Annotated in this window: 6 protein-coding genes and 2 pseudogenes; 5 read left to right on the forward strand and 3 right to left on the reverse strand. The window is 60.2% G+C overall.

What is annotated here, in order from left to right:
* Positions 1-208: 208 nt before the first annotated feature.
* The 3 genes and pseudogenes from CWO89_RS37310 to CWO89_RS48445 all read left to right on the forward strand — a co-directional run.
* Positions 209-838 carry a class I SAM-dependent methyltransferase gene (locus CWO89_RS37310; RefSeq protein WP_130583360.1) on the forward strand — a complete coding sequence of 210 codons (630 nt, stop codon included), beginning with the start codon at positions 209-211 and terminating at the stop codon, positions 836-838.
* 147 nt (positions 839-985) lie between these two features.
* The gene (locus CWO89_RS37315; RefSeq protein WP_165421485.1) at positions 986-1,825 is read left to right on the forward strand and encodes an FkbM family methyltransferase; all 840 of its coding nucleotides are present in this window, start codon (positions 986-988) and stop codon (positions 1,823-1,825) included.
* Between the two features lie 3 nt (positions 1,826-1,828).
* Positions 1,829-2,131 (forward strand): annotated as a pseudogene (locus tag CWO89_RS48445) (glycosyltransferase family 2 protein); the annotation flags it as partial.
* Between the two features lie 329 nt (positions 2,132-2,460).
* Here the strand turns inward: CWO89_RS48445 and CWO89_RS37325 are convergent.
* On the reverse strand, positions 2,461-4,335 hold the full coding sequence (locus tag CWO89_RS37325; protein ID WP_130583363.1) for an arylsulfatase: 1,875 nt from the start codon (positions 4,333-4,335) through the stop codon (positions 2,461-2,463).
* Positions 4,332-5,312, reverse strand: a complete 981-nt coding sequence (locus CWO89_RS37330) for a formylglycine-generating enzyme family protein (protein WP_130583364.1) — start codon at positions 5,310-5,312, stop codon at positions 4,332-4,334. Before CWO89_RS37330 ends, CWO89_RS37325 begins: the two co-directional genes overlap by 4 nt.
* A gap of 379 nt (positions 5,313-5,691) precedes the next feature.
* On the opposite strand from CWO89_RS37330, the gene CWO89_RS37335 reads away from it, so the two are divergent.
* On the forward strand, positions 5,692-6,525 hold the full coding sequence (locus tag CWO89_RS37335; protein WP_349644931.1) for an alpha/beta hydrolase family protein: 834 nt from the start codon (positions 5,692-5,694) through the stop codon (positions 6,523-6,525).
* A 166-nt stretch (positions 6,526-6,691) separates the two neighbouring features.
* Positions 6,692-6,973, forward strand: a pseudogene (locus CWO89_RS48450) (helix-turn-helix domain-containing protein); the annotation flags it as partial.
* Positions 6,974-7,203: 230 nt separating this feature from the next.
* On the opposite strand, the gene CWO89_RS37345 reads toward CWO89_RS48450, so the two are convergent.
* Positions 7,204-8,127, reverse strand: coding sequence for a hypothetical protein (locus tag CWO89_RS37345; RefSeq protein ID WP_130583366.1), 924 nt, complete (start codon positions 8,125-8,127; stop codon positions 7,204-7,206).
* Positions 8,128-8,174 lie beyond the last annotated feature (47 nt).

Raw genomic sequence — 8,174 nt, forward strand, 5'->3', positions numbered from 1 at the left:
TCACCAACCACTTGCGCAAATGTCCCGGGTTGCGCTCCGCTCCACCCGGGCTACAGACTTTCTGTAAGACGCGCGAGCCAGCCGTTTCTGTCGCCGCGCTTCACGCAGGAGGGCTGCCGGAGTAAACACTGATGGTGTGGAGGTATGCTTGTGGTCGAGGGTAGGGGGAACAGCCCTGTCGTGAACCTTGGATCGGCGGAGCAAACCCATGCAGAGCGAGGATCGACACGCCCATTGGCAAGACGTCTATAGCAAAAAGACCGAGAACGAAGTTAGCTGGTTTCAGGAGAGCCCAGCTCCATCAATTGAATTGATCATGCAGGTCGGAGCGACGCGCGCCTCCCCTATCATAGACATCGGCGGCGGTGCTTCACGTTTGGTCGATAACCTCATCGAGAACGGCTTCGAGGATGTTACCGTGCTCGATATATCCGAAGCTTCGCTGCGGGTTGCCAGAACCCGTCTTGGGAACCGTGCTGCAAAGGTCGATTGGATCGTCGATGACGTAACGAGGTGGGAGCCGACAAGGACCTACGACATCTGGCATGATCGTGCCACGTTCCACTTCCTGACCGAGGAGAACGACCGCACTGCCTATGCGAAACGCTTGAAGCAGGCGTTGAAGGTCGGAGGTCACGCGATCATCGCCACCTTCGCGCTGGACGGACCGGAACGCTGCAGCGGATTGCCTGTCGTGCGCTACGACCCGGAGGGCCTCGGCCGGATCCTGGGCCCTGCGTTCGAGCTCACCGATCGGCGGCAGCATCGGCATGGAACGCCATGGGGCACGGAGCAGTCGTTCCAGTTCAGCATGTTTCGCAGGGCCGACATCCCCTGAACTGCCCCGCCCAGGAAACCGGCGATGAAGCGTTTGGCGGCATCTGGACTTTGGCTTACCCGCTCTGTACGGACGATCTCCTCCCGAAGAGGTCGCGACGTCGAGAGAAACGACTAGATGCCCCGAATACCTAGACCAGTCCAATCGATGAAGCTCCTGCTCGCCTGGATGATGCCGCAAGGCACGTCGTTCCAGACCTATGCGACGGGGTCGAAACTGCGCTTCATCGTCCAGTGCCGCGACGTCATCGGCCGTCATATCGCGAAATATGGCCGGTTTGAACCGCAATTGACCGACTGGATTAGCGGGTACCTGCAAAATCAACCGAAGGGCATCGTCGTCGACGTCGGCGCCAATCTCGGCTGGCATGCGGTGCATGCCGCTCAGCATGCCTCCGTCACCACCGTGGTGGCGTTTGAACCGGATGCGACCAATGCCTGGCTGCTCGATCGCAATCTCACGATCAACGATATCGACAAGGTTGTCGTCTACCCTTGCGCGGTTGGCGCCACCGTCGGGCATGCGCATTTGCACCGTTACAAAAGGTCCAACAATGGGCGCCACTCGCTGATCAAGAACTATGGCCTGGGCTCACGCGTGGTCCCGTTGACCGACGTCGATTCCGCGCTCGGAGCCCTTGGGCTGGCGCAGGACAGAATTTTGTTGATGAAGATTGATGTGGAAGGCTTTGAGCCCGCGGTTCTGGCGGGTGCGGTGAAGGCGCTCGAGCGCGCCGATGTCGTCATCACGGAATACTCTCCTCAATTGAGCCGCGACGGCGATCTGTCGGTCGAGGGGATGATCGATCGGCTGCTCGGAGCCCGATTTGTCCCCCATCAGCTCGTAGGCAAGTCGTCCAAGGCTGCCCGGGTTGAGCTCAAGGATCTGCGTCGCATCGAAGACCAGACCGATATCCTCTGGATCAAGCCAACAACGAATGGTGGCGCGGTGGCCGCATCCGCGCAGGCCGAGCCATCTGCGGGATGACGCATGCCGAGCCTGTCCCTGATCGTGATCACCAAGAACGAAGAGCACTGCATTGCGCGGTGCCTGCGTTCGGTTGATGCGGACGAGATCATCGTGGTCGACAGCGGCAGCACGGATCGAACGGTGGAGATCGCCCGCGAGAGCGGCGCACGTGTCGTGGTGACATCGGATTGGCCGGGATACGGGCCGCAGAAGAGCCGCGCGCTCGCGCTCGCGCGAGGCGACTGGGTCCTGTCGCTTGATGCCGACGAATGGATCGAGCCGGAATTTGGCGACCAGATCAGGAGCGCCGTCAACGCGGCGGACGCACCTGCCGCCTACCAGACGCTCCGGCGATCGCGTTTCTGCGGCAAGGCGCTGAGATTCGGAGGTTGGTCTTCCGACTATGTCGTTCGCCTGTTCCAGCGCGGACAGGCCCGATTTTCCGACGACCTGGTCCACGAGGGGCTGATCGTCGACGGCCCCATCAAGCGGATCGATGTCACCATCGAGCATGATTCAATCGAATCCTGGTCCGACGCCCAGGACAAGATCGACCGCTATTCCCGAGCCGCAGCCGAGCAGATGAACGCCCGCGGCCGCCGCGCAGGCCCGTTCGCTGCGCCTTTGCATGGCTTGGCCGCCTTCCTGAAGGTCTACGTTCTGCGCCTGGGCTTCCTGGACGGAGCAGCCGGCTGGGGCGTGGCACAGTACAATCGGCAATATTCCGCCGCGAAGTGGCGGCGTCTTGCGGAATATTCGGCGCAAGCCAAGCGTGGCCGTTGATTGGCAGCCATCATGCTCTGGTTGCCCGTACCAACCGTACCTCGTCTCCTCGCCGCCTTCAGGTCAGCGATTGCGTCTTCCATGATCGTTGTCGGCACGAAACTCGGCGGAAACGAACGCGGCGGAAACTCCTTGAACGTGACCATGAACTGAGAAACATCGTCCATCGCGCCGTAGATCGCACCGACGTGATTGAGGTTCCAGTCCCAGTAGGTGTTGGAGGTGATGTCCGCCCGCTCGAACGGATCCTGGAACAGATTGTAGATCTTCTGCAGGCGCAATTTCGTGAAAGGCTCGGCCCAGACCTGCATCTGTCCCGGAGCACGTTGCTCGGCATAGACATATTTGTAGTCGCCCTTTCGAAGGGCAACGAGCAGACCATCGTCGTCGGCGTAGAAGAACTTGTCGCGGGCGCTCTTGACCCCGTTGTTGTTTGCCGCGGTCCCGCTCACGTTGCGGAGGAATTGCGACTGGTCGTAGCCGTCGAGATGCACCTTGTAGTCGATACCGTTGGCGGTGTAGCCGGCTCGCAGCTTGTTGACGATATCGGGTTCTCCGGCGATCGAGCACAGTGTCGGTATCCAGTCGTTGTGGCTCATGAGCTCATTGGTGACCGTTCCGGGCTTGATCACGCCGGGCCAGCGAACCAGGCAGGGCACGCGGAACGCACCTTCCCAATTGGTGTTCTTTTCCGAACGGAACCAGGTCATGGCGCCATCCGGCCAGGTGTTCATGTGAGGTCCGTTGTCGCTGGTGTAGACAACGATGGTGTTGTTCGCGATGCCCATGTCGTCGAGCGCGCCGAGCAGCGCCCCGATCGTGTCGTCATGCTCGATCATGCCGTCGACATACTCGCTGTCGCCGTGCGTGTAGCGCCCGCGATGGCTGTCGCGCACATGCGTTCGCAGATGCATGCGTGTGGAATTGAACCAGCAGAAGAAGGGCCGCCCCGCTGATTGCTGGCGCTTCATGAAATCGATCGCCGCCGCCGAGGTCTCGTCGCCGATGGTCTCCATTCGCTTCTTGGTGAGCGCGCCGGTGTCCTCGATCGTCTGCCTGCCGATCCTTCCGAAGCGCGGATCGACGGTCGGATCGTCGCGGTCAGTTGCCCTGCACCTCAACACGCCGCGGGGTCCGAATTTGGCGCGGTAGGCAGGATCCTTCGGATAGTCGGGCAGCTCGGGCTCTTCCTCGGCGTTGAGGTGGTAGAGATTGCCGAAGAACTCGTCGAAGCCATTCACGGTCGGCAAGGTTTCGTTGCGATCGCCGACGTGATTCTTGCCAAATTGCCCGGTCGCGTAACCGAGATGCTTGAGCAGGCCGCCTGCTGAAGGATCAAGCTGGCTCATTCCCATCGGAGCCCCGGGATATCCAACCTTCGTCAGTCCGGTCCGGATTCCATGCTGCCCGGTCAGGAAGGCCGCTCGACCTGCGGTGCAGGACTGCTCGCCATAGTAATGAAGGAATCTGATCCCCTCGCGGGCGATCCGGTCGATATTGGGCGTTTCATAGCCCATGAGACCGCCGGAATAGGCGCTGATATTCGCTATGCCGATATCGTCACCGAAGATAACGAGAATGTTTGGCTTGCGGTCGCCGGGCAGTGGCGATGCGGCGGGAGCCGGCGCCGCGGACTTTTGGTCCTGGCCAAGCGCCTCGGAGGTCAGCGTCGCGGCGACCAGCGCCGTCCCGCTCAAGAGCAAGTTGCGGCGATCGAGAAACGACTGTTTCTTCTCCGAGCTCATCGTTCACTCCCATTTCTGACTACGCACCTGAAACCGACATGGCTCGTCGACGTGTCGACCGGTTCGGCATGCCGGGCGGCGGGCCGATACCGGCGGCAATAGTTCGGCGCGCACAGATGCGAGCCGCCCTTCAAGACTTTGCGGGGGATGCGGATGTTCGGTTGACCTGGATCAAAGCTCACGTGCTCCGGGCCGCCGCGCGGATTCTGCGGAACGCAGCAAGGCTTCGCGCTATCCGCTTCATGACGGGCCGACCACCAGTCGGCAGTCCATTCCCAGACATTGCCGATCATGTCGTAGACGCCGTAGCCGTTCGGCGGAAATGCCGTGACGGGCGAGGTGCGCTGGAAGCCGTCCTCGCAGATGTTCTGGACCGGGAAGTCGCCTTGCCATGTGTTGGCCATGTGCCGGCCGTCAGGCGTCAGCGTGTTGCCCCAGGCGAACTCCTCACCATCCAGACCGCCGCGCGCGGCAAGCTCCCATTCGGATTCGGTGGGAAGCTGCTTGCCTATCCATTTCGCGTAGGCGAGCACGTCCGCGTACGAAACGTGCACCACTGGATGGTCGTCCAGGTCCTTGATGTTGCTTCCAGGTCCGTACGGTCGCCGCCAGTTGGCGCCCTTCATGAACGTCCACCACTGGCTCCAGTCGCGCAGATCGTGTACGCGACGCGGCGGCGAGAACACCAGCGAGCCGGCATAGATCATCTTCGGCAGGGCGCCGGGATAGTCTTTTGGGTTCGGCGGAATCTCCGCCGTGGTGACATAGCCGGTCGCGTTGACGAATGTCTTGAATGCGCCGTTGGTCACCGGCGTGCGGTCGATCCAGAAGCCGTCCACGCTCACCCGATGGCTGGGCGCCTCTTCGGGGTAGTGATTGTCGGAACCCATTCGGAAAGTGGCGCCGGGAATCCAAATCGTGTCGCTGGCAGCGAGATCGGTCGGCCGCCCCGTGCGCTCGATACCCGACTCCGACATTCCCACTTCCCGACACAGATCAGCGACTGCCGCCGGCACGTCCCGGAAATTCAGTCCGCGCCGTCAAGGATGTATCGGTAATCTACCACAGGTGGCACGCGAGAAAAATGTCACCGCTGCTGACCTACCGCGGTGGCACAAAACACATGCTCGGCGCTGGATTGCGTACCGGTGTTGTGTGCCGCCTTCAGGCAGTTTAGTTCTGGCGCAGTAGAGCCGATTGTGATGGGGCCGCCGGGTGCGCAGGACATTCTGGGCTTACGCTATCATCTTGTGCTGCTTCGGCTCGCCCGTCGAGGCCGCCGGCATCCAGCTTCTCGACTCCGATCCCGCCCTTTCAGGCGCCATCTGGTATCCATGCGCGACCGCACCGCAGAAGGTGCCGCTCGGCACGCTTGCCGTGCCTTTTTCCGATCCGCTTGAAGGCGTGAAGGATTGCCCCATCGCGGGGACGAAGCTGCCGCTGGTCATCGTCTCGCACGGCCGTGGCGGCTGGTTCGGGCTTCACCGTGATGTCGCGGAAGCGCTGGCTGATGCCGGCTTTGTCGTCACAGCCATCAATCATCCAGGCGACAACGCCAACGACTCGTCGAAGCGAGATACGCTGGCCCTCGGGCAGACACGCCCGGAGGATATGGTTCGCCTGCTCGACTTCATGCTGAACGATTGGAAAGACAAGGCATCCATCGATCCCACCAGAATAGGCTTCTTCGGCTTTTCTTTCGGAGGCTATACCGGCCTGGCCCTGGCGGGCGCCAAGCCGGATTTCGGCAGGCTCGCACATTTTTGCACGGATAAGACAGGCCCTTGCGCGCAACTCCACAACGGCGAGACCCCGCCCAACCCGCCACATGATGCGCGCATCCGGGCTGCGGTGATTGCCGATGCACCGAGCGCAGTTTTCACGCAGGACAATTTGGCCGCGATCAAGATCCCCCTCCAGTTCTGGCGCTCGGAACGAGGAGGCGGCGGCGTGGATCCGTCGGGCACCGAGCGCGTCGTCGGCAGCCTGCCAGGCAAGCCCGAGATTCACGTGGTGCCGGCCGGCCATTACGCCTTCCTCCCACCGTGCTCACCTGAACTCGCGGCGAACCTGCCGCGCTTCTGCACCGACCCCGAAGGCTTCGACCGCTCAGCCTTTCATCGCGAATTCGATGCGAGCATTGTGCGGTTCTTTCGCGAGCATCTCGTTGGCGGTACCGAGGCTCGTTGAGTTGATCAGCAAGGACCGTAGCCCGGGTGAAGCGCCAGCCTAACCCGGGCCCGCCCGCGAACACGCGCGCAGATTCCCGGGTTTGGCCTTCCGCTTCACCCGGGCTACGGGCTCAACCGCTCCAGATCAGCGATTTCGGTCACTCGGAAGACCCGATGGCCGTCCGGACGCCCTCATCGCCTTCATGGCGGCAACGGCACAGGCGCCATCAAGGAAGCCCAGCAGGGCGGGATCGCGCTCGCCAAGGAACGAGCTGGGGATACCAAGTACCGAGGACGGAAGCCGAGCTTCTCAAGGGAGCAGTTCTCCGCCGTATGCGACATGCTGGGCCAATCAGCAGGCATCGGTGAAATTGCAAAGGCCACTGGTCTCAGCCGACAGACGGTCTATCGCATCCAAGGACGATCGAGCATCGGCGGAAGCTGCACTAGCGAGTTGGGCAGCGTGAGGGGACGCTCAAGACATCTTCACCCGTGCGGACCTATCAGTGTTTTTGCTGTTATCGGGCCGCAGTGCCCAAAGCAAAAAGGGTCAGACGGTTGCTCGTCTAGTCCTTCGCATTCTCCGCTAGCGAGGCAGGGGCCCAAGTAGGCCCGGTCGTTGGCCAGAAGCTAGACAACTCTCACAATTGGCGCAGGGCTAGGAACGGCTGACACCCTGTCCCTCGTTGAACTTCATTCAGACCACAATACTAACTTTTGGATTAGCGGTAGCGTCAAAGCTCAAGGGAGCATCAAAATCCAAACAAGGAAACCCGTGCTGGTCTTTTGTTATGAGGGATCGCGAGAAGTATGCTTCCGTATCAATCTTTGTATCCAGAAGCTCGAGAGCTATCGAAACCAAGCCGTCGCCAGTCTCGTTCTTGGTCTTGACGCAAACGGTTAGATTTCCATCCGGCAGAGGAATTACATTCCATCCATTCGGATCGCCCGGCCATCTGCCATCTTTGCCAGTGGGAATACTTCTGGTTGTCCCAACCGCTAGTTCGACAGTTGCTGCGAACCCGGGCACAATCTCCGCAGACTTGCCAGATAATAGAACGCATGTACCGATGATGAAGTCGTCCATCTCTGTTTGTGGGATACCTTCCTTTTGGAATATCTGCTTGATTTCTAACTTCACGGCATCCAAATCGAAGACATTTTTCCCGACGATGGTTCGGCAGAATAACGTCGCTAGTCGGTACAGTTCATTCGGGTTTTTGCAGTTTATCCGCATCGGGTAAGCCGACTTGTCATCGAACCACGATTCGATTGCGTTTTTAGCTTGCTTCTTTGTCATGTCTGCATGCTTCAGAAGCTCTGCCTCATTCGCCTCTTTAGCTTTTGTCAGAAAATAGTGCTTAAGCCACCAACCGCATTTTCCTTTCGGTTCTAACGGCCTCTTTTTGTCACTCTGGTAAGTTTGAAAGAATGCGACTTGCGCGAACACATAAGCCGTCGTGTCCAAGGTCGCGCCTCTGTCACGCCTTGAATGAGCGATGAAATCACCAATCTCGCGCGTGAACGGACCAATTCCAGCTTCTCTGTACTTCATGTAAAGCGCAAGAATGTCAGCATCCGTGTATGTGCCATTCCTGATCCTTGCGCCTGACCCCACCATTGCCCCCTCTACGCCGCATCGTTATCCCCCTCGGTAAAGACCTCTAG

The organism is Bradyrhizobium sp. Leo170 (assembly GCF_004296405.1).
Classification (GTDB): domain Bacteria; phylum Pseudomonadota; class Alphaproteobacteria; order Rhizobiales; family Xanthobacteraceae; genus Bradyrhizobium.